19 protein-coding genes and 1 pseudogene are annotated in these 18,662 nt (G+C 74.4%); 13 read left to right on the forward strand and 7 right to left on the reverse strand.

Going from position 1 to position 18,662, the window contains the following annotated elements:
• Positions 1 to 265 (reverse strand): putative T7SS-secreted protein (locus tag ABFY07_RS38955; RefSeq protein ID WP_346179008.1); only part of this gene is annotated, 265 nt, incomplete at its 3' end.
• A gap of 109 nt (positions 266 to 374) precedes the next feature.
• Complete coding sequence (locus ABFY07_RS38960; protein ID WP_346179009.1) at positions 375 to 1,706, reverse strand: APC family permease; 1,332 nt, start codon at positions 1,704 to 1,706, stop codon at positions 375 to 377.
• 72 nt (positions 1,707 to 1,778) lie between these two features.
• On the opposite strand from ABFY07_RS38960, the gene ABFY07_RS38965 reads away from it, so the two are divergent.
• From ABFY07_RS38965 to ABFY07_RS43320, 5 genes and pseudogenes are all read left to right on the forward strand, one after another.
• Positions 1,779 to 3,044, forward strand: a complete 1,266-nt coding sequence (locus ABFY07_RS38965; protein ID WP_346179010.1) for a GlxA family transcriptional regulator — start codon at positions 1,779 to 1,781, stop codon at positions 3,042 to 3,044.
• Between the two features lie 37 nt (positions 3,045 to 3,081).
• The gene (locus ABFY07_RS38970; RefSeq protein ID WP_346179011.1) at positions 3,082 to 3,483 is read left to right on the forward strand and encodes a DnaJ family domain-containing protein; all 402 of its coding nucleotides are present in this window, start codon (positions 3,082 to 3,084) and stop codon (positions 3,481 to 3,483) included.
• A 286-nt stretch (positions 3,484 to 3,769) separates the two neighbouring features.
• Positions 3,770 to 5,620 carry an asparagine synthase (glutamine-hydrolyzing) gene (gene asnB / locus ABFY07_RS38975; protein ID WP_346179012.1) on the forward strand — a complete coding sequence of 617 codons (1,851 nt, stop codon included), beginning with the start codon at positions 3,770 to 3,772 and terminating at the stop codon, positions 5,618 to 5,620.
• Between the two features lie 178 nt (positions 5,621 to 5,798).
• Complete coding sequence (locus ABFY07_RS38980) at positions 5,799 to 7,589, forward strand: cellulose binding domain-containing protein (protein ID WP_346179013.1); 1,791 nt, start codon at positions 5,799 to 5,801, stop codon at positions 7,587 to 7,589.
• Positions 7,590 to 7,773: 184 nt separating this feature from the next.
• A pseudogene (locus ABFY07_RS43320) lies at positions 7,774 to 7,952 on the forward strand (IS982 family transposase); the annotation flags it as partial.
• Between the two features lie 106 nt (positions 7,953 to 8,058).
• Here the strand turns inward: ABFY07_RS43320 and ABFY07_RS38985 are convergent.
• A complete protein-coding gene (locus tag ABFY07_RS38985; RefSeq protein WP_346179014.1) occupies positions 8,059 to 8,664 on the reverse strand; it encodes a GNAT family N-acetyltransferase in 606 nt (201 codons plus the stop codon).
• Positions 8,665 to 9,094: 430 nt separating this feature from the next.
• The gene (locus ABFY07_RS38990; protein ID WP_346179015.1) at positions 9,095 to 9,883 is read right to left on the reverse strand and encodes an MBL fold metallo-hydrolase; all 789 of its coding nucleotides are present in this window, start codon (positions 9,881 to 9,883) and stop codon (positions 9,095 to 9,097) included.
• Positions 9,884 to 10,156: 273 nt separating this feature from the next.
• Here ABFY07_RS38990 and ABFY07_RS38995 point away from each other — a divergent pair, with 273 nt between their 5' ends.
• From ABFY07_RS38995 to ABFY07_RS39010, 4 genes are all read left to right on the forward strand, one after another.
• The gene (locus tag ABFY07_RS38995) at positions 10,157 to 11,326 is read left to right on the forward strand and encodes a Ppx/GppA phosphatase family protein (RefSeq protein ID WP_346179016.1); all 1,170 of its coding nucleotides are present in this window, start codon (positions 10,157 to 10,159) and stop codon (positions 11,324 to 11,326) included.
• A gap of 28 nt (positions 11,327 to 11,354) precedes the next feature.
• On the forward strand, positions 11,355 to 12,053 hold the full coding sequence (locus tag ABFY07_RS39000; protein ID WP_346179017.1) for an HAD family hydrolase: 699 nt from the start codon (positions 11,355 to 11,357) through the stop codon (positions 12,051 to 12,053).
• Between the two features lie 83 nt (positions 12,054 to 12,136).
• Positions 12,137 to 12,673 carry a cysteine hydrolase family protein gene (locus ABFY07_RS39005; RefSeq protein ID WP_346179018.1) on the forward strand — a complete coding sequence of 179 codons (537 nt, stop codon included), beginning with the start codon at positions 12,137 to 12,139 and terminating at the stop codon, positions 12,671 to 12,673.
• Positions 12,674 to 12,715: 42 nt separating this feature from the next.
• A complete protein-coding gene (locus tag ABFY07_RS39010) occupies positions 12,716 to 12,898 on the forward strand; it encodes a hypothetical protein (RefSeq protein WP_346179019.1) in 183 nt (60 codons plus the stop codon).
• Positions 12,899 to 13,018: 120 nt separating this feature from the next.
• Here ABFY07_RS39010 and ABFY07_RS39015 read toward each other — a convergent pair whose 3' ends face one another.
• The 3 genes from ABFY07_RS39015 to ABFY07_RS39025 form a co-directional block, all read right to left on the reverse strand.
• A complete protein-coding gene (locus ABFY07_RS39015) occupies positions 13,019 to 13,957 on the reverse strand; it encodes an RNA polymerase sigma-70 factor (protein ID WP_346179020.1) in 939 nt (312 codons plus the stop codon).
• A complete protein-coding gene (locus ABFY07_RS39020; RefSeq protein WP_346179021.1) occupies positions 13,954 to 15,168 on the reverse strand; it encodes an NAD(P)/FAD-dependent oxidoreductase in 1,215 nt (404 codons plus the stop codon). The genes ABFY07_RS39015 and ABFY07_RS39020 overlap by 4 nt, the downstream gene beginning before the upstream one ends.
• Before the next feature lie 107 nt (positions 15,169 to 15,275).
• Entirely contained in the window at positions 15,276 to 16,331 is a 1,056-nt protein-coding gene (locus ABFY07_RS39025; protein ID WP_346179022.1) for a cation diffusion facilitator family transporter, read from the reverse strand.
• Between the two features lie 66 nt (positions 16,332 to 16,397).
• Between ABFY07_RS39025 and ABFY07_RS39030 the strand changes: the two genes are divergently transcribed.
• The 4 genes from ABFY07_RS39030 to ABFY07_RS39045 all read left to right on the forward strand — a co-directional run bounded on the left by ABFY07_RS39030 (position 16,398) and on the right by ABFY07_RS39045 (position 18,608).
• A complete protein-coding gene (locus ABFY07_RS39030) occupies positions 16,398 to 16,757 on the forward strand; it encodes an ArsR/SmtB family transcription factor (RefSeq protein ID WP_346179023.1) in 360 nt (119 codons plus the stop codon).
• Between the two features lie 18 nt (positions 16,758 to 16,775).
• Positions 16,776 to 17,222 carry a DUF6153 family protein gene (locus ABFY07_RS39035; RefSeq protein WP_428837086.1) on the forward strand — a complete coding sequence of 149 codons (447 nt, stop codon included), beginning with the start codon at positions 16,776 to 16,778 and terminating at the stop codon, positions 17,220 to 17,222.
• A 77-nt stretch (positions 17,223 to 17,299) separates the two neighbouring features.
• Positions 17,300 to 17,986, forward strand: coding sequence for a DUF305 domain-containing protein (locus tag ABFY07_RS39040; RefSeq protein WP_346179025.1), 687 nt, complete (start codon positions 17,300 to 17,302; stop codon positions 17,984 to 17,986).
• Positions 17,987 to 18,080: 94 nt separating this feature from the next.
• Entirely contained in the window at positions 18,081 to 18,608 is a 528-nt protein-coding gene (locus tag ABFY07_RS39045) for a hypothetical protein (protein WP_346179026.1), read from the forward strand.
• The last annotated feature ends 54 nt before the right edge of the window (positions 18,609 to 18,662 follow it).

Here is an 18,662-nt window from a genome sequence, read left to right on the forward strand (position 1 = left end):
TCGACCGCAGCTTGGACGGACTGCCATGGATCAGCTTCTTTGGATCCTCACTCTCCCCCAGCTGCATCTCATCGACGGCCGCCCCCAGCGCGTTCGCCGCCGAGTCGGACTTGTCCCGGACCCAGTCAGCACCGCTCTCCCAGCCGACGTCATCCAGCCGGTCCGCCGTCCAGTCCCCCGCGTCGTCGATCGCCCCACCGACATCCTCGACCCGGTCCTCGACCCAGTCCTCGACACCATCCGGAACGAAGTCGCCTATACCCACGCGCAGTTACCCCCGTGCAACGGTCGCAGCGGCCTGTATCCGGCCGATGGTCGGCACCGTACCCGCCGCCGGAGCGGGTCCTTCCAGGGGGCCTGTGGGCTGGGCGCGTTCAGCCCGTTTCGGCCGCTTCGAGCGGGGTGGCCGCTGCCTCGGGGGCCGGTCGTGCCCGCTTTCGGCCCCGCAGCCGCTGGTAGAGCAGGGCGGCCGCGGCCACGCCGAGCGGCCACAGCAGATACCGGCCCGACATCAGCAGCAGCCCGGCCACGGCCACCAGCGCCACCAGGGCCGCGGCGCGGATCGCTCCGCGCCGCGGCAGCAGGCGCAGCGCGGCGGCCACGCCGATCGCGTAGACCGTGACGAAGGAGCCCGTGGCGAGCAGCACCAGGGGGCGCGCGTCCGTATGGGCCGCGGTGACCGTGAGCAGGCTGAGGAAGGCCAGCGCCGAGACGGCCGCGAGGCTGCGGCGCGGCACCTCGCCCACGCTGCCGCCGCGGCCGAGCCAGCCCGGCAGCGCGCCGTCCCGGCCGAGGGCGGCGCCGAGTTTGGCGGCGCCGGCGTAGTAGGCGTTCATCGTGCCGAAGGTCAGCAGGAGAGCGGCCGCGGCGGCGAGCAGCCGGGCGTTGCCGCCCATGCCGCGGGCCATCAGCTCGCCGAGGGGGGCGTCGGCGTGGGCCGCGCCCGCGCCGAGCACCGCGATGACGGCGAACGCCACGGACAGGTACAGCACTCCGACGATCACGACGGCGCCCGCGGCGGCCCGGGGCAGGTCCCGGGACGGGTCGCGGAACTCGGCCGCCAGATGGGTGATCGCCTCCCAGCCCGCGAAGCTCCACACCAGCAGCGCCGCCGCCGGGCCGATCGCGGCCCAGCCGTGCGGGGCGAACGGCTCCAGGTGTTCCGTACGCGCCTGCGGCAGGGACAGCGCCACGGCGGCCAGCAGCAGTACGAGCAGCAACCCCGACAGGGCGAGCTGCAGCCGCCCGGTCACCCGCAGCCCGGCGGCGTTGGCGGCCGTGACGGCGGCCATCAGCGCCGCGGCGGTGACCGTGCGGGTCACCGTGCCGCCGCCCACGGCGGCCTCCGTGTAGGAGCCGGCGAACAGCGCGGCGGCGGTCGCGCCCGGGGGCACCGCCAGGTAGAAGCACCAGCCCACCACCGCCGCGGTCCGCTCGCCGAAGGCGAGCCGGGCGTACGTGGACACGCCCCCGGCGTCGGGGTAGCGGGCGCCGAGCGCGGCGAACACGGCGGCCAGTGGCGCGGACACCACGACGAGGGCCAGCCAGGCCAGCAGCGAGGCGGGGCCGGCGGTGTCGGCGGCGAGCGCGGGCAGGGCGATGACGCCCGTGCCCAGCACCGCCCCGACGTACAGGGCGGTGCCCTGGAGCGCGGTGAGCCGGCCGCCGGGCGCGGGGCGGTGGCGGGGTGCGGATGGTTCGGTCATGCGCGGCAGCCTCGCCGATGGGGGCCACCCGGGACCATCGGCGGAAATGCCATGGTGCGCTAAATTCCCGCCATGCGCCGAACCGCCGCGACACCCCCACCCGACGCGACACCCTCGCCCGAAGCGACACCCGGGCCCGAGGCGACACCGGGGCCCGCCGAACGCGCCGCGCCGCCCGGCCGCGTCGCCCCGGTCCGACGCGGGGACGGGGCCGCAGCCGGTCACAGCGCCGCGAGCCGAAACGCCGCGTCACCCGGGCCCGACGCCGCGCCCGCCGAACGCGCCGCGCCGCCCGGCCGCGCCGCGCCGCCCGGCCGCGTCGCCCCCCGCCCGCACGTCGTGGCCGTCGCGGTGACCGACGCCACCCCCGCCTTCGAGCTCGCCGTGCCGTGCGAGGTCTTCGGCATCGACCGGTCGGACCTCGTCGATCCCTGGTACGAGCTGCGCCTGTGCGCCGCGGAGCCCGGCCCGCTGCGCACCGCCGCCGGGCTCGGCGTCCCCACCACGTACGGTCTCGACGACCTCGTCGAGGCGGACACCGTGATCGTGGCCGCCTGCGCCCGGCCCGCCCAGCTGGCCCCGCCGCCCGGTCTGCTGGCCGCGGTGCGCAAGGCCCACGAGTCGGGCCGGCGGATCGTGTCCATCTGCAGCGGCGTGTACATCCTGGCGGCCGCCGGGCTGCTGTCGGGCCGCCGGGCGACCACCCACTGGATGAGCGCCGCCGACTTCGCCCACCGCTTCCCGGACGTCGACCTCGACCCCACGGCCCTCTACGTCGAGGAGGGCTCCATCCTCACCTCGGCCGGCACCGGCTCCGCCATCGACCTGTGCCTGCACCTGGTGCGCCGGGACCATGGCGCGGCGGTGGCCAACGAGGTGGCCCGCCGGATGGTCGTACCGCCGCACCGGGAGGGCGGGCAGACGCAGTACGCCAGGCTTCCGGCGCGGCCCCGGGCGGGCGGGAGCGGCGGTCTGGCGCCGGTGCTGCAGTGGGCGCGCGAGCGGCTGCACGAGCCGCTGACGGTGGCCGGGCTGGCCGCGGCGGCCCACATGAGCGAGCGGACGTTCGCCCGCCGCTTCCGCGACGAACTGGGGATCACGCCGTTGCAGTGGGTCCTCCAGGAGCGGGTGCGGCTGGCGCAGGAGCTGCTGGAGACCACCGACGACCCGGTCGAGAGCGTGGCGCGCCGGACCGGCTTCGGCACCGCGCCCAATCTGCGCCACCACTTCCGGCGGCTGACCAGCGTCTCGCCGCAGACCTACCGCCAGGTGTTCCGCTCCCGCGCGGTATCCCGCTCGGTACCGCCCGGGGCGCTCCCCACGGCACCATGGGAATGACCGCAGCGCATCCCATAAGCGGAGGGAGCACAACGCCGTGACCGAACGCAAGCCGCCCGGCATCAGCTTCGAGACATGGGCCGACCGGCAGATCCGCGAGGCGGAGGCGCGGGGCGACTTCGACGACCTGCCCGGCCGGGGCAAGCCGCTCCGGGGCCTGGGCAAGCCGTACGACCCGATGTGGTGGGTCAAGGAGAAGATGGCCCGCGAGGGCCTGTCCTTCCTGCCGCCCGCGCTGGTGCTGCGCAAGGAGGCGGAGGACGCGCTGGCCGCGGCGCGGGCGGCCGGGTCGGAGGTCGAGGCGCGGCGGATCCTGGCGGACATCAACGACAAGATCCGCGAGGCGCTGCGGCGGCCACCCGAGGGCCCGCCGCTGGATCTGATGCCGTTCGACGTGGAGGGAGTTCTGCGGGAGCGGCGGGAGAGCCGGGCCGACTAGCCCCGGGCCCAGCCCCGGCCACGCCCTGCCCCCGGGCTCAGCCCTGGCCACGCCCTGCCCCCGGGCCCAGCCCTGGCCACGCCCTGGCCTTGGGCCCAGCCCTGGCCCCGGCCGCGGGGCCCCGGCCGCGCCCTGGCCCTGGCCGGAAATAGTCGTTGCCTCAGGCTACCGGTGGTCGATGCAACCAGTCCGGGCGTACGGTGATCAGGACGCGCGTCACGCACCCCACAGGGCACCACCACGCCCCGGCCGCCGGGGCGACCCGACCGGAGGGAGCGCCACCGCGATGTGCGGCATCACCGGATGGATCTCGTACGACCAGGACCTGACCGCCGAGCGCGACACGCTGGACGCCATGACCGCGACCATGGCCTGCCGCGGCCCCGACGCGGCGGGCCTGTGGACGGACACCCACGCCGCCCTCGGCCACCGCCGGCTGGCCGTGATCGACATCGAGGGCGGCAAGCAGCCCATGTCCGTCGAGCGCGACGGCCGCACGGCACTGGTGACCACCTACAGCGGCGAGATCTACAACTACCGCGAGCTGCGCGCCGAGCTGACCGCCCGCGGCCACGCCTTCCGCACCAGCAGCGACACCGAGGTCGCCCTCCACGCCTACCTGGAGTGGGGCGAGGACTTCACCCACCGCCTCAACGGCATGTACGCCTTCGCCCTCTGGGACCCGCGCGAACAGCGGCTCCTGCTGGTCCGCGACCGCATGGGCATCAAGCCGCTCTACTACTACCCGACCCCCGACGGCGTGCTCTTCGGCTCCGAGCCCAAGGCCATCCTCGCCCACCCCGCCGTACGCCCCGCCGTCGACGCCGAGGGCCTCGCCGAGCTGCTGGCCTTCACCAAGACCCCCGGCCACGCCGTCTACAAGGGGATGTACGAGGTGCGCCCGGGACACCTCGTCCGGGTCGGCCGCCAGGGCCTGGCCGAACACCGCTACTGGGGGCTGGAAGCTCGCGAGCACACCGACGACACCGACACCACCGTCCGCAGGGTGCGGGAGCTGCTGGACGACATCGTGGCCCGCCAGCTCATCGCCGACGTGCCCCTGTGCACCCTGCTGTCCGGCGGGCTCGACTCCTCCGCGATCACGGCGCTGGCCGCCCGGGGCCTGTCCGACGCCGAGCGGGGGCCCGTGCGCTCGTTCGCGGTGGACTTCGTCGGCCAGACCGAGCACTTCAAGGCCGACGCGCTGCGCGCCACCCCCGACGGCCCGTACGCCCACGCCCTCGCCGAACACGTCGGCGCCGACCACCAGGACATCGTCCTGGACACCGCCGCCCTGATGGACCCGGCCCACCGCTACGCCACGCTGGCCGCCCGCGACCTGCCGTTCGGCTCGGGCGAGAGCGACACCTCCCTCTACCTGCTCTTCAAGTCGATCCGCGACCGCTCCACGGTGGCCCTGTCCGGCGAGTCGGCCGACGAGGTCTTCGGCGGCTACTCCTGGTTCCACGACCCCCGGGCGACGGGCGCCGACACCTTCCCCTGGATCGCGGTGTTCCGCGAGGTCGGCTTCACCGGCATCCGCAGCGGCGGCCGCGAGGCGCTGCTGCACCCGGAGGTGCTCGCCAAGGTGGACCTCGAGGCCTACCAGGCCGCCCGCTACCGCGAGGCGCTGTCCGAGGTCCCGCACCGCGAGGGCGACTCGGCCACGGAGCGGCGGATGCGGGAGATCTGCTATCTGCACCTGACCCGCTTCGTGCAGTTCCTGCTGGACCGCAAGGACCGCGCGAGCATGGCCGTGGGCCTGGAGGTGCGGGTGCCGTTCTGCGACCACCGGCTGGTCGAGTACGTGTTCAACACCCCGTGGTCGATGAAGACCTTCGACGGCCGCGAGAAGTCCCTGCTGCGCGCCGCCACCCGCGACCTCCTCCCCGACGCCGTCGCCCAGCGCGTCAAGAGCCCCTACCCCAGCACCCAGGACCGCCGGTACAACGAGGCCATCCAGGCCGAGCTGCGCGGCCTGCTGGCCGACGGGGACGCTCCGGTCCGCCCGCTGCTCGACACGGCCGCCGCCCGGCGCGCGGCGGACGGGGCGGCCGGGGACGCGCGGCAGCCGATCGAGATGGCCCTCGGCCTCGACGCCTGGCTGCGCCGGTACGGGGTCGAACTGACGCTCTGACAGCAGGTGACGACGTCTCTTGCCACTTGTGTGGAAACCGTGAAAGGCTCGGGCGGCCCCACAGCGGAACATCCCTCAACTCCGGGCGAACACAGGGACCTTGGCCAGCCGCAGCCCGGCCTGATAAGAGTGTTGCCCGGCGGGGGCGCCGTTGTTCGTGAGTGAGGAAACCACCTCCATGCTCCACCAGTCATCCCCTGACGCCATATCCGAGACCGCCCTGCTCTCCGAGTACTGGGACGCGGTGCTCGACTACGCGAACCTGTGCACCACCACCCCGCAGGACGGCATGCGGCTGGCCACCGAGGCGTTCCGGCGCGGCATCCGGGAGACCCGCAACTCGCGGACACGGGCCTGGGGGCCGCGCCTGCCGTGGCTCCCGCTGCTGCTGAGCTCCGTACGCAAAACGGCGGCCGACTGGCAGGCGCGGCAGGCCGGCGACCGGCTCGACCCGGCGCTGCGCATCTGGCTGACCTCCGACCGGGCCAGGCGCTACACCACGCCCCGCCGCCAACAGCCGCTCGCGCTGCGCGGATTATGGGACCTTCCGGAGGCGGACGCGGAGCTGCTGTGGTCCGTCGAGGTCGAGTCGCGGTCCCTCACGGCGGTGGCCAGGCAGCTCGGCTGGGACCCCGCCTACGCCGACGAGGAGATCGCCCGGGTCCGCGCCCGCTTCCGCGAGCTGTGCCAGCGCAACCACGTCGACACGCTCACCGACGAGGAGTGCCGCAGCTACGCCGGGCTGCTGGACGCCGCGACCCGCTCACCGGACGCCGCCGCGCCCGACGACCTGTGGCAGCACCTCGCCCGCTGCGCCCCCTGCAAGGAGGCGGCCGCCTGCCTGTATCTGCACGGCAGCGGGCTGCCCGGCGCCCTGGCCGGGGGCGTCCTCGGCTGGGGCGGGCTGCCCTACCTGGAGCGGCGGCGCAGGGTCGCGGCCGAGAACACGGGCGGACGGCGCCTGGGCACGCTCGCGCGCAGCGTGGGGCCGCCGCTGTGGGACCGCGTCAAGGGGATGCGGGGCGGGGGCGGGAGGCCCCGTGGGGGGCGTACCGCGGAGGCGGCTCCGGCGGCCCGTACGGCGGAGGCGGATCCGGCGGCCCGTACGGCCGAGGTGCCCCGTACGGAGGCGGCTCCGGCGGCCCGTACGGCCGAGATGCCTACGGCGGGGGCCTTCGGCGCGACCGCCGCGAGCGGGGTGGTCCGCGCGCGTGGCGGGTCGCGTCGGGCGCTGGGGGCCGGCGGGGGCAGGCGCCGCAGGCCGCGGAAGGGCGGGCGGACGCGGACCGCGGGGATCCTGGCGGCGGCCGCGGCGGTCTCCGTGATCGCCGTCATCGCGTACACCAACACGGACGGGGAATCGGACGACGGGCTGCCGCCCGAGGGGAGTTCGGGCCCCGGCGCGCTTCCGACGGTCGGCCCCACCGACCTCCCGCCGGCGGGCGGCCCCAGCCGGTCCCATGTCCCGCCCAGCTCCGGCACCAGTGCGGTCGGCCACCGGACCGGCCCGTCGAAGTCCCCGGCCGGGCCGTCGGGGCCGTCCGGGAAGCCCTCGTCGGGCGACGCGTCCTCGGACTCGTCCGAGTCGTCGGAATCCCCGGAGCCCTCGGGCAAACCGCCCGGGGAGCGGCCGGAGCACCCCGAGCCCGCCGGAGTCACCTGCACCGCCCGCTACAGCCTGGACAACGAGTGGCCCGACGGCTTCCAGGCGAAGGTGACCCTCACCCCCCGCAGGACGGTGCGGGACTGGCGGCTGAGCTGGCGGTTCGAGAACGGGCAGCGGGTCACGGAGATGTGGAACGGCGAATTCGTCCAGCGCGGGTCCACGGTGACCGTCACCCCGGCCGACTACAACGAGACCGCCCGGGGCGGGGAGCCCCTGGAGGTGGGCTTCCTCGGCACCTGGGACGCCGGCAACGCCGCGCCCACCGGCCTCGCGCTCAACGGCCGCCCCTGCGAGACCCGCTGAAGCACACACCCGCTGGCGCTCACGGCCGCTGAAGCACGCACCCGTCGGCGCTCGCGGCCGTGGGGCTCGGGGCCGCTGGCGCTCGCGGCCGCCTCCGCGACACCCCCTAGATGAATGAGTCCAATGTCCGTGCTGGTCGCGACCATGGCGAAGGGCGCCCGTTGGTCAGTGTGTAAAGACAAACCTGGACGCCCTTCTGGCGGCACTGTACGTGTTCATCGACGACCACGTGGCGCCTTGTCGCCGGATCGGGCGAGCCCGAAACTGACGGACGCCGAACTGCCGTGCCTGGCCGTCGCCCAGGTCCCCTTTTCCTCAGCCCGGCACTGGATCCGCTTCGCCCACGCACGCCTTGGCCACCTCCTCGGCGCCCACCTCGGCCGACCGGCAGGGGCGAGGCGGGGACCCGAGCCGCTGGGAATCAGCCACACCACCGGCCCGTCCGGGTCCGAGCGGGTAGGACAGGGGGCTACCCGCGGACGTCTCCGCGTGCCTCTCGCCACATCGACCAGAGCGTCGGACCGCCGCCGGGTACGTGGATCTCGTCCCGCACGGTGAACCCGAAGCGCTCGTAGAAGCCGATGTTGTCCTGCTTCGACGATTCCAGGTGTGTGGGCAGTCCGGCCGCGTCGGCCTTGGCCAGGCCCGAGAGCAGCAGGGCGGCGCCGTGGCCGTTGCCTTGGGTCGCCGGGTCGGCGCCGAGCACCGCCAGGTACCAGTGGGGTTCTTGGGGGGCTGCCGCGCCGACCAACTCCAGCATTTCCCCCAGCCGGGCCATCTGCTCGCCCAGCAGATCGCCGATGCGGGCCAGTGTCTCCTCGTCCGGGTGCTGCTCGACCGTGCCGGGCGGGGTCCAGAAGGCCGCTGCTCCGGTGGTGCGTTCACAGTGGCCAAGGGGGCCGTACTTGTGCGTGAGCATGACGTCGAACCACTGGGCGAGGCGGCCTTCACGCCCGTCTTCGTCAGGGAAGAGCCAGAGCATCATCGGGTCGTCCCCGAAAGCGCGGGCCAGGATGCGGGTGACGTCGAGAGCGTCGTCGGTCTCGATCGGCTTGGGTGTGTTCAGTGACTGCATGCGGCCAACGTAGGGTCCACGATCTTGTCGGCACATCGGTCGTTCTGCCGATACCCGGACTCCCCGGGTACGGACTGCCGCACAGCGCGGTGGGCATCCGGGGCTGCCGCGTGACCACGACGCGTGTGCGGTGCCCGCCGGTGTACACCACCACGTGCACAAAGGCTGCTGATCCTGCACGTGGACGACGAGCAGACCGGAGACCGGCCCGGAGTCATCGGCGTGGCAGCCGGTTCGGCTCCGGTGTGAGGGTGGCGTTCGCGGAGAGGGCGGCACCGGTGCCGTCTCCCTTCTCAGCCGCAGCCGCCGGCGGCTGCGGCACGCCCGGTTCGGGCAGGGTGGAACAGCAGCCCCGGCTCAGCATGGGCATCAGGGCGAGAGGCGCCAAGGCGCCCCGCAGGGACGTGGCGTCGGCGAGAGACTCATTCATCTAGAGCTCGACGCGCTCGCCGGGCTTCAGCAGGTGCAGCCGCTCGCCGAGGCCCGCCGCCTCGAAGGCCTCCACCAGCGTGTCGGCGCCCTGCGTGAAGTGCCCCCAGTGCTCGAAGTGCAGCGGGACGACCCGGCGCGCGCCGAGGATCCGCGCCGCCTCGGCCGCCTGCTCGCTCGGCAGGGTCAGGAAGCCGCCGGGGACCAGCGGGGTCGAGGCGGCGCCCGCGAACAGCAGGGCCACGTCCACCGGCCCGAACCGCTCGGCGATCGCGCGCACCACGTCCAGCGAGGCGTTGTCCCCGCTGACGTAGACCGTCGGCAGCCCGCCCCCCGACACCACGAAGCCGGTCACCTCGCCGACCAGGTGCTCGGTGCCGTCCGGGCCGTGCTGGGCCGGGACGCCGGTGATCCGCAGCGTGCCGCCGCCCGAGCGCGGCAGTTCGACGGACTCCCAGTTCGGCAGCGCCGTCACGGTGGCGCCCAGCCGCTCGCGCGCGGACGCGGTCGACAGCACCAGCTCCGCGTGGTCGAGGTAGGCGCGGCCGGCCCGGTCCAGGTTGTCCGGGTGCTGGTCGTGCGAGAGCAGCACCGCGTCGACGGGGCCGAGGCCCGACGGGGCGAGAGCCGGGCCCGCGGTCTTCACGAGCTTGCGCTCGCCGATGGGGTAGTCGCCGGGCGGGTCGAAGGTGGGGTCGGTGAGCAGCCGTACGCCACCGATGTCGAGGGTCGCCGTGGGTCCTCCCACATAGCGCACGGCCAGGGCGCCCGGGGAAATCGACTCGCTCATCGCTGTGTCTCGCTGCCTCTCACTGTCACGGTCGTGGGCGCGGCGGAGTCCGGCCCGGTCCCCCCATTGGTTCCGGGCGCGATTCCGTTGTCAACCAGTGTTGTCACCGGCGGTGTGTTCGGGTGGTGGGGCCAGATGGTGTGTTCGGGCGGTGGAAATATTCTCTTTTCTTCCGACCCGCACCACCCCCGGATCGGCGGGCGCATGGCCGGTAAGTTTCCGAAGGCAAAGCAACGAGGAGTGAAACTCCAGGGAACGGACACTCAACCAGATATGCGCCTCGGAGTCCTTGACGTCGGTTCCCAGTCGGCCCACCTCTGCATCGCCGACCTCGCGCCGGGCTGTGCCCCGGAGCCGGTCACCTCGTTCAAGCGGCCGGTGCGGCTCGCGGAGGCCACCGACCGGCATGGGGTCGTCGGGCCGGAGGCGATCAAGCGGGTGGTCGCCGCGGTCACCGAGGCCGTCGCGGTCGCCGAGGCCCACGGCATCGACGCCATGGTCCCGTTCGCCACCTCGGCGATCCGGGACGCGGCCAACCGGCCGGCCGTGCTCGCCGAGGTCGAGGACGCGACCGGGGTGCGGCTGACCTTCATGACCGGCGAGGAGGAGGCGCGGCTCACCTATCTCGCGGCGCGCGGCTGGTACGGCTGGTCGGCCGGGGAGATGCTGCTGCTGGACATCGGCGGCGGCTCCATGGAGATCGCCTGTGGCAGCCGTGCCGAGCCCGCCGTCGCCCTGTCGGTCCCCCTGGGCGCGGGCCGGCTCACCCGCCACCACCTGCCCGACATCACGCCGGTGAGAAAGCGTGACGTCAAGGCGCTGCGCCAGTTCGTACGGACCGTCATCAGCGAGACCGTCGAGGAGCTGCGCGACCGGCCGGAGCCGCTGACCCGCGTCGGCACCTCCAGAACCTTCGCCCAGCTGGCCCGGCTGACCGGGGCGCCGAAGGCCAAGGCCGGCCCGTACGCCGAGCGGTTCCTGGACCGGGAGCGGCTGCGGGCCTGGGTGCCCCGGCTGGCCGCGAGGAGCGACGCGGAGCGCGCCCGGCTGCGCGGCATCTCCGTCGCCCGCGCCCACCAGGCCCTGGCCGGTGCCGTGGTCGCGGAGACCGCGATGGAGGTCCTGGGCATCGAGCGGCTGCGGGTGTGCCCCTGGGCGCTGCGCGAGGGGGTTTTGCTGGACCGGCTCCGGGCACTCGAAGCGGACCTGGCCCCGGGCCGGGTGGACCGGCGGGACCGGAGCGGTGCGGAGCGGGGTGGTGCGGACCCGGGTGTGACCACGGCCTCGGCGAACGTGTCCGCCGGCGCTCCCGCCGGCGCGTCCGCGGGCGCGGCGGCGAGCGCGGCGGCGAACGCGGCGGCGAGCGCGTCCGTACGGGCGCTCCCGGCGGGCCGCGGCCGTCACGGGCCCGGGCGGCTCCACACTGTTCCCTGGACCAGCTGACACGTCATCACATGTACGAAAGGCCCCGATGAACCCCAGGGAGAACGGACACGGAGACGGCTCCGGCGCGCGCCGCGCCGCGCTGTTCGATGTGGACGGCACGCTCGTGGACACCAACTACCTGCACGCCGTGACCTGGTGGGAGGCCTTCCGCCAGACGGGCCACACGGTGCCCATGTGGCGGATCCACCACACCATCGGCATGAGTTCCGACCGGCTCGTCGACCATCTGCTGGGCGAGGACCGGGACAGGTCCCAGGACGACCGGATCCGCTCGACCCACACGGCCCTGTACGCGACGTACTTCACCAGGCTCCAGGCCCTGGAGGGCGCCGCTGACCTGCTGCGCGCGGTGGCCGACCGGGGCCGGCACATCGTCCTGGCCAGCTCCGCGAGCAAGGACGAGCTCGCGGCGATGCGGGCCGCGATCGGCGCCGACGAGCTGACCGCCGACGCGCTCAGCTCCGACGACGTCGGCACCGGCAAGCCCGCCCCCGACCTGGTCGCGCGGGCGCTGGAACGGGCGGGCGTGCCGCCCGAGGACGCGGTCTTCGTCGGCGACACCGTCTGGGACGTGAAGGCGGCCCGGAAGGCCGGGGTGCCCTGCGTGGCGCTGCTGAGCGGAGGGGTGCCCCACGAGGTGCTGGCCGACGCCGGGGCGGCGGAGATCTACCAGAGCCCCGCCGACCTCCTGGCGAACCTGGACCGCAGCGCGCTGGCCCGCTGACCGCCCCACCGCCCGCCCCAGCCGGCCCACCCGAGCCGGCCCCCACCGGCGGCCCGCCCGCCGCCCCGACCCCCGGCCCCGGTATGCCAGACACCGCACTGATCGTGATCGACATGATCAACACCTATGAGCACCAGGACGCCGACCAACTGGTGCCCTCCGTCCGCCGTGCCCTCCCCGCCATCACCCGCCTAATCTCCCGGGCCCGTGAGGCCGGCGTCGAGGTCATCTACGTCAACGACAACTTCGGCCGCTGGCGCTCCCACCACGACGAACTCCTCGACACCGCCCTGAGCGGCCCGCACGCCGACCTGGTCGAACCGGTCCGCCCGGACGCCGACTCCCTGTTCGTCGTCAAGGCCCGCCATTCGATCTTCTTCCAGACCCCGCTGGAGTACCTGCTCAGCCAGCAGGGCATCGACCGCGTCGTGCTGTGCGGGCAGGTCACCGAGCAGTGCGTGCTGTACTCCGCCCTCGACGCCCACATCCGCCATCTGCGCACCTCCGTCCCGTACGACGCGGTCGCCCACATCCACCCCGACCTGGCCGACGCCGCGCTGCGGATGATGGAGCGGAACATGGGGGCCGAGATCGGCGCCGCGGACGAGGTGCGGTTCTGAAGCCGGTCCCCAGGGCCGGGCCGGGGCTCAGGCGGGCTCCCGGTGGTCGGCGGTGGCGAGGGCGGTGGCGAGGGCGAGGGCCTCGGTCACCGCGGCGGGGATGTCGGTGACCGGGAAGAGCGTGTGCCGTACGGTGCGGTCGGGGCCGATGACGAGGATGAGCCGCTTGATGCGGTCGGCGCCAAGGGCTACGACGGCTTCACCCTCGCCCTCGTCACCGGCTGAGTGCTCGCGACCGGCTGAGTTCTCGTCACCGGATGAGTGCTCGTCACCGGCTGAGCCCTCGTCACCGGCTGAGCCACCGCCCGAGCCATCGACTGCTCCGCCGGCCCGGCGGCACGGGGCTCACGCCGTCCCGATGTCGTGAGCGGTGCCGCCGGCGACGGCCCGGAGCTTGTCCGGGTTGGCCACGTTGTGGATGGCGGTGATGCGGCCCTCGCCGTCGAAGTCGAAGGTGACCGTGGCGATCACCCGGCCCGCCCCGCTGAACACCACGCCCGGCCCGCCGTTGATCCGGGCGAGTTCGGCGTTCATGTCGGCGGGCTCGATGCCCTGGTAGGAGACGGTGCCGATGGCCGCGAACCAGGCGGCCACCGTGGCCGCGCCCACGACCGGCTTCAGGGCCTGGCGTACCTTGCCGCCGCCGTCGGTCCACAAGGTGACGTCCGGGGACAGCAGCTCCATCAGGGCGTTGACATCACCCCCGGTCGCGGCGGCGAAGAACCGCTCGGTGACCTCCCGCTGCCGCGACCGGTCCGCGGTGAACCTCGGCCGCCGGGCCCGTACATGCTCCCGCGCCCGGTGCGCGGCCTGCCGTACCGCGGCCTCCGAACGCTCCACCGCCTCCGCGATCTCGGCGTGGCTGAAGGCGAACACCTCCTTCAGCACGAACACCGCGCGCTCCAGCGGACTCAGCGTCTCCAGCACCACCAGCATGGCCATCGACACCGACTCGGCGCCCACCACGGTCTCGGCGGTGTCGGCGGTGTCGGCGGTGTCGGCAGTGGTGAGAATGGGCTCCGGCAGCCACGGCCCCACATACGTCTCCCGCTTGTGCCGGGTCGAACGCAGCCGCTCCAGCGCCAGATTCGACACGATCCGGGTCAGATACGCCTTGGGGTCGGCCACCTGCGCGCGGTCGGCGGCCGACCATTTGATCCAGGCGTCCTGGACCGCGTCCTCGGCGTCGGCCGCCGTGCCGAGGACCCGGTACGCCACCGAGAACAGCAGCGTGCGGTACTCGTTGAAGACCTGCTGGTCGCGGTCGGTGGAGGGGATGGTCACCGCGCCCCCCGGACCCGGGTGAAGCGACCGCCGCGCGGCCAGAACGCGCCCGAGGCGGGCATCTTCTTCATACGGCCGTACGTCGGCCAGGGCGAAGCGGTCACCGTCTCCTTATACCGGGCCGCCAGGCGGCCGGTCAGACACATCCGCCGGGGGCTGTCGTCGGGGTGGGTGAACTGCACCACCGCGTCGTCCCGGCCCAGGCTCACCGGCGTGTGGTAGTAACCGAAGCGGAACGGCTTGGGCCGCCTGCCCCGCAGCTCACGGAGGATCGACAGCGCCGCGTGCACCCCGGTCGGCATGCCGCCCTGGCAGGTGCCGTGCATCACGCCGTAGCCCTGCCGGATCGCCGCCGCGTCGCCCACCGCGTACACCTGAGGATGCGACACCGACCGCAGCGCGGCATCGGTGACGATCCGGCCGCGCCCGTCCACCTCCAGCCCGGCGGCGGCCGCCAGCGGCGACACCCGGGTGGCGCCGACCCACACCACCACATCGGCCGCGACGCTCTCCCCGCCCGCCAGCTCCACCGCGTCCGGCAGTACCTTGACCACCTCCACCCCGCCGCGCACCGCGACCCCCAGACGCCCGAGCGCGGCCCGCAGATACGCCCCGGCCTTCGCGTTCATGGCCGCGCCCGGCTCCTCGCGGCCCAGCAGCACCACGTCCAGCTCCGGATGGCGCTCGGCGATCTCCGCCGCCGCCTCCACGCCGGTCAGCCCGCTGCCGCCGACCACCACCGTGCCGCCGCCGAGCCGCGCCAGCCGGTCGGCCAGCACCTCCGCGTCCTGTGCGCTGTCCAGCGTGTACGCGTGGTCCGGCGCCCCCGGCACCGCCGCCGTGTCGGCCACGCTGCCCAGCCCGTACACCAGCGTGTCGTAGCGCAGCACCCGGTCGTCGTCGATCCGCACGGTCCGCGCCTCCGCGTCCACCGCCGTCACCCAGCCGCGCACAAACCGCGCCCCCGTGCCTTCCAGCAGCTCGGGGACGCTCAGCTCGGCGAGCCGCTGTCCCGTCGCCGTCATGTGCAGCCGCATACGCTCGGTGAACCGCTCCCGCGCGTTCACCACCGTCACCTCCACGCCGCCGCGCCGCTCGGCGCGCGCCGCGAGCTGGACGGCCGCCGACATGCCCGCGTACCCCGCTCCCAGGATCACCACGTGGTGCGCGCCCGCCGTGCCGGTTCCCCGCGTCCCCTGCTGTGCGCTCATCGTTCCGCCCTTCCGTGCCGGTCCACTTGCCGTTGACGACCAGCAGATGGAAGCTGCCCGGCCATCTGTGACACGGGGCGGATGTGACGTGGGACACACCCCGCCGGTCAGGCCGTGGCGTGGTGGGCCAGCCGGGCGTGGGGGTCGGCGGTGCCCGGGAGCGGGGGCGGGTCGGCGTGGATGAGGGCGGCGGTGAGCCGGGGCACCGCGTGCAGCAGGGCGTGTTCGGCGTCCACCGCCACCTGGTGGGCCTCCCGTACGGTCAGCTCCCCGCCGACCAGCACCGCCACCTCCGCCCGCAGCCGGTGGCCGATCCAGCGCAGCCGCAGCTCCCCGACGCCCCGCACGCCCGGGACGGCCAGCAGGGCCTGTTCGGCGGCGTCCACGAGGGACGGGTCGACGGCGTCCATGACCCGACGGAAGACCTCGCGGGCCGCGTCGCGCAGGACGAGCAGGATCGCGGCCGTGATGGCGAGGCCCACCAGCGGGTCGGCGAGCCGCCAGCCGAGCGCCGAGCCGCCCGCGCTCAGGAGGACGGCGAGCGAGGTGAGGGCGTCGGTACGGGCGTGCAGGCCGTCCGCGACGAGGGCGGCCGAGCCGATGTCGCGGCCGACGCGGATGCGGTAGCGGGCCACCCATTCGTTGCCGAGGAAGCCGACCACGGCGGCGGCGACGACGGCGGGCAGGTGGTCGACAGCCCGGGGGTCCAGCAGCCGGTCGACCGCCGTCCAGGCGGCGAAGGCGGCGGAGGCGGTGATGGTGAGCACGATCGCGAGCCCGGCCAGGTCCTCGGCCCGGCCGTAGCCGTAGGTGAAGCGGCGGGTGGCGGCGCGGCGGCCGAGCACGAAGGCGATGCCCAGCGGCACGGCGGTCAGCGCGTCGGCGGCGTTGTGGACGGTGTCGCCCAGCAGCGCGACCGACCCGGAGGCCACCACGACGACGGCCTGCGCCAGGGCCGTGGCCCCGAGCACGGCGAACGAGGTCCACAGCGCGCGCATGCCCCGCGCGGAGGACTCCAGGGCGCGGTCGGTGCGGTCGGCGGTCTCGTGCGAGTGGGGGCGGAGCACATGCGCCGCCTTGTGGCGCACGTGCGCCCAGGCGCTCGTACGGCCGTGGGGGTGGTCGTGGCCCTGGTGAGGGTGTTGGTGGTGCTGTGCGGTCACTGCGGGGTCCTTCCGGGAAGGGCATCTGCCTGGACTCGGGTACCGCCCACCCCTCATTATGTGCGTATGAGCGCACGCATGCACCTATCAACTGCACACGCTTCGCACCCGCGAGAGCCCAGCAGCGCGCAGCTGGCCCGCGCCGCCGAGGTGCTGGGGCTGCTCGCCGACCGCACCCGGCTGGCCCTGCTGCACACCCTGAGCGGGGGCGAGGCCGATGTGACCACCCTGACCGCCGCCTGCGGCGCCGCCCGGCCGGCCGTCAGCCAGCACCTCGCCAAGCTGCGCCTGGCCGGGCTGGTCACCTCCCGCAAGGACGGCCGCCGCGTCGTCTACACGCTGCAGGACGGGCACCTCGCCCGCCTCGTCGCCGAGGCCCTGGACCACGCGGACCACGAGCTGTCCGGCATCCCCCACCACGGCTGACCCGCCCGCCCTCGTAGCATGGGGCCCGTGCCGACCCCCGAGCAGAACCGCCCGTCGCCGCCCGCGCGGCGGTGGCGCGCGCTGCTCGTGCTCGGGCTCCTGGCCGGGCTGCTGGGCATGCACGCCCTCGGCCCCTCCGGCGCCCTGACGCCCCGGGCGCACGAGCGCCCCGCCGCGATGGAGACGATGACCCCGGCGGCCACGGCGACCCCGGCGGCCACGGCGGCCGTCGCCCACGGCGGCTGCCACGGGGACGGCGCGTGCGGCGGCTCGCATCTGCACCACGCCGATCCGTCCTGCGCCTCCCCCGCCCTGGGCGGGGGACCCTCGCTGTCCGCGCCCCCGGCGGCCCCCGTGGCCGTATGCGACCACGCCCTGGCGGAGACCCGGTCCGGCCCGCCCCCGTCCCCGGCCGACGGGCGCGCGCCGCCCACCCTGGCCGAACTCCAACTCCTGCGGATATAGGACACCGCCCACACCTCTGGCTGCGGTATGTCCCGAATCAATCCGATCAATCCGGAAAGTTCCTCAGGAGTTTCCTCATGCGTTTCCTCAACCGCCGTACGGCGCTGCTCGCGGCGGCCGCCACGGCAGCGCTGTCCCTGACCCTCACCGCCTGCGGCGGCGACGATGGCGACAGCGGCCGCTCCGGCCGCGCCTCCGACAAGGCCACCACCGGCGCGACCGCCTCGCCCGGCAAGCACAACGACGCCGACGTGGACTTCGCGCAGGGCATGATCCCCCACCACCGCCAGGCCGTGGAGATGGCCGACCTGGCCGCCACCCGGGCCTCCTCCGCCCAGGTCAAGAAACTCGCGGCCGGCATCAAGAAGGCCCAGGACCCCGAGATCCGCACGATGTCCGGGTGGCTCAGGGCCTGGGGCGAGGACGTCCCGGAGCCGATGCCCGGCATGGACCACTCCGAGCACGACACCATGCCCGGGATGATGGGTTCCAAGGAGATGGACCGGCTCGAGAAGGCGTCCGGCGCGGACTTCGACACCGCGTTCCTGAAGATGATGGTCGAGCACCACAAGGGCGCGGTGGAGATGGCCCGCGCCGAGAAGAAGAGCGGCGCGTACGGCCCGGCCAAGACGATGGCCGATGCCATCATCAAGACCCAGAACGAGGAGATCACCCAGATGAACAAGCTCCTCGGCAAGGAGGCCGGCGACGAGACCGGTCACGAGTCCGGCCACGGGTCCGGCAAGGGGAGCGACCAGGGCTGACCGGCGGTTCGTGAGCGAGGGGCAAGGGCCTCGGCACCCCGCCGGGCCCTTGCCCATTCAGCCACGGCAGGCCCAGTGGTTACGATCTGGCGCGATGAGTAGACAGCGCGACGCGGACCGCCCGGCGGGCCGCACAGCGGACCGAATACCGGGCGGCACGGTGCGAGCCACCGTGCTCTCGGTGCTCCGGTACGCCGTCCCGCTGCTCGCCGTCGCGCTCTGGCTGACGCCCGCGTTCCTCCACCCGGCCACGGGGCACATCTCCGCCGCGGCGCGCTGGCGGGCCGGCCCCGAAGAGGCCACACCGGCCGCGGCGCCCCCGACGGCGGCCGAGCGGGCCGCCGAGGCGGCCCGCGCCGCCGCGCTCGCCGGGCCGAGGTGCCCCGACCCCGCCCCCGTCCGGTATGTGACCGGGGCGAACGACACCGGCAACGCGGGCGACAACTGCGTGGCCGGCCCCCAGGGGGCGGCCCAGGCCCTGGTGCCCGCCCCCGTCGCACCCCCCGCGCTCACCGGGCTGCCGCCGCGCGACCGCCCGTACGACACGGACGCCACCCGGGCCCCGCCCGACCACGCCGTCCGGGCCCTCGACCTCCATCAGCTCCAAGTGCTTCGCAACTAGGCCCTCGGTATCCGCACTCCGCACAACCTCATTCCTCCAGTGCAAGGACAAGGA

This window comes from Streptomyces sparsogenes subsp. cuspidosporus, from assembly GCF_039532705.1.
Classification (GTDB): domain Bacteria; phylum Actinomycetota; class Actinomycetes; order Streptomycetales; family Streptomycetaceae; genus Streptomyces; species Streptomyces sparsogenes.

Coding starts and splice junctions, on each gene's coding strand:
- ABFY07_RS39045 (WP_346179026.1), top strand. CDS start 18,081: ATGAGTAGACAGCGCGACGCGGACCGCCCGGCGGGCCGCACAGCGGAC.
- ABFY07_RS39020 (WP_346179021.1), bottom strand. CDS start 15,168: ATGAGCGCACAGCAGGGGACGCGGGGAACCGGCACGGCGGGCGCGCAC.
- ABFY07_RS38980 (WP_346179013.1), top strand. CDS start 5,799: ATGCTCCACCAGTCATCCCCTGACGCCATATCCGAGACCGCCCTGCTC.
- ABFY07_RS39030 (WP_346179023.1), top strand. CDS start 16,398: ATGAGCGCACGCATGCACCTATCAACTGCACACGCTTCGCACCCGCGA.
- ABFY07_RS39000 (WP_346179017.1), top strand. CDS start 11,355: ATGAACCCCAGGGAGAACGGACACGGAGACGGCTCCGGCGCGCGCCGC.
- ABFY07_RS38985 (WP_346179014.1), bottom strand. CDS start 8,664: ATGCAGTCACTGAACACACCCAAGCCGATCGAGACCGACGACGCTCTC.
- ABFY07_RS39005 (WP_346179018.1), top strand. CDS start 12,137: ATGCCAGACACCGCACTGATCGTGATCGACATGATCAACACCTATGAG.
- asnB (WP_346179012.1), top strand. CDS start 3,770: ATGTGCGGCATCACCGGATGGATCTCGTACGACCAGGACCTGACCGCC.
- ABFY07_RS39040 (WP_346179025.1), top strand. CDS start 17,300: ATGCGTTTCCTCAACCGCCGTACGGCGCTGCTCGCGGCGGCCGCCACG.
- ABFY07_RS38960 (WP_346179009.1), bottom strand. CDS start 1,706: ATGACCGAACCATCCGCACCCCGCCACCGCCCCGCGCCCGGCGGCCGG.
- ABFY07_RS39035 (WP_428837086.1), top strand. CDS start 16,776: ATGGGGCCCGTGCCGACCCCCGAGCAGAACCGCCCGTCGCCGCCCGCG.
- ABFY07_RS38995 (WP_346179016.1), top strand. CDS start 10,157: ATGCGCCTCGGAGTCCTTGACGTCGGTTCCCAGTCGGCCCACCTCTGC.
- ABFY07_RS38990 (WP_346179015.1), bottom strand. CDS start 9,883: ATGAGCGAGTCGATTTCCCCGGGCGCCCTGGCCGTGCGCTATGTGGGA.
- ABFY07_RS38965 (WP_346179010.1), top strand. CDS start 1,779: ATGCGCCGAACCGCCGCGACACCCCCACCCGACGCGACACCCTCGCCC.